Annotated in this window: 1 protein-coding gene; it reads right to left on the bottom strand. The window is 67.2% G+C overall.

Features of this window, described 5'->3' with window-relative positions:
* Window positions 1-272: 272 nt before the first annotated feature.
* Window positions 273-1,319, bottom strand: a complete 1,047-nt coding sequence (locus tag NBZ85_RS33505) for a serine/threonine-protein kinase (RefSeq protein WP_368861467.1) — start codon at window positions 1,317-1,319, stop codon at window positions 273-275.
* Window positions 1,320-1,570 lie beyond the last annotated feature (251 nt).

The following is a 1,570-nucleotide window of genomic DNA, read 5'->3' on the forward strand; positions in this document are numbered from 1 at the left end:
TCGGATCCGTGGTGAAAGCATGCCTCGTGCTGCTCCACATGGAGCACCAGCGCACCACGTAGAGATCAACGTATGCACACAGCGTTGTTGCTACCAAAGGTGACGAAAGGTTACCGGGAAAGGTTCATTGAGCGTCGCGTAAAGGGAAAAAGGGGCGGCGGAGAAGCCGAGAACCAGTGCCGCAGTAGCCACGCCCGCAACCGCCATGACCCCCAGCGCGGACCTGCGAGGGCGACCTCCGATGGCCGCCCTCGTCGTCCGCCCTGATGCGATCACGGCGGGGGTCGGCGTGCCGGGGGCCGACAGGATGGGAGTCGAGATCCGGGCGGGCGCAGAGATCTGCGTCGGGATCGTCGTCGTGGACATCGGGGGCAGGAATGCGTCGGGAGACACCTGCGTCCGGGTCGCCGTGCTGTCATCCGCGTCACGCGCGGGCGAGCCGGCCCCATCACGGCGCCCACCTTCGCGGGCGCCTTCGGGTGCGTCATGCCCGGGGGCCGGCGCCGTCTCGCCGTGGGGAGGCGTCTGCCGGTTCGTGAGGAGCACGGGGTCGGGAGAGTCGCCCGCCGTGACCGACCTTCGATCGCTGTCGATGAGGTGGGCCAGCAGCGCTGTGGGCCGTGGGCCGTGGGCCGTGACGACGGGTCCTTGGCGAATGCCTGTTCCATGAGACCACGAAGCCTCGCGTCGATGCCGTCGAGTCGCGGATGCTCATGGAGGATTCGACAGGGGAGAAGAGCCGCCGGCCCCTCGCCGAACGGAGGTTTTCCGCTCGCCGCGAAGACGAGCACACCAGCCCAGGCGAAGATATCGATTGCCGAGGTCGGTTCCTCTTCTTCCACCTGTTCGGGCGCCATGTACGCCGGAGTTCCGAGTACCCGCAGGTCGCGGCTGATGACGCTCGTGGCATCCATCGCGCGAGCGATCCCGAAATCGATGACCTTCGGACCGGTCGCGGACAGGAGGACGTTCGACGGCTTGAGGTCCCGGTGAATGATGCCTGCGGCATGAATCTGGATGAGCGCGGTCGCGACGCTGACCGCGAGCTGCTCGCACTCCGGCGGCCGCAGAGGACCGTCCCGTCGGATCGCGGCGGCGAGCGACGGACCGGCCACGAACTCCGTGACGAGGTAGGGGCGATCCGCGGTCAGATCGGCGTCGACGACCGCCGCTGTGCAGAACCGTGCCACCCGTCGGGCAGCAGCCACCTCGCGCCGGAAGCGGGAACGGAACTCTTCGTCACGCACGAACTCCTCGCGGACGACCTTGATCGCCACCGGCCGTCCCTCGCTGCTCCGTCCGAGGGAGACGGTGCCCATGCCGCCCTCACCCAGGCGACCCGAAACAATACAGGGGCCGATCTCGGTGGGATCACCCGGCTTCAACGGAGAGACATGGGCGGGGCGATGCTCCTCAGGCTCACCCACGACATCGCCACGAGTCGATCGTCGCCACCATCTGCGACATCGACCTTCTTTCGACCGTTCCGTCAGCTGAGTGTATTGAAACGCTCCCCGACCATCCTCAAAGCGCAGGATGCCCGGGGGCAGCCTACCGTGCACTCTTCCTC

Source organism: Frankia tisae (genome assembly GCF_025403405.1).
GTDB lineage: Bacteria > Actinomycetota > Actinomycetes > Frankiales > Frankiaceae > Frankia > Frankia tisai.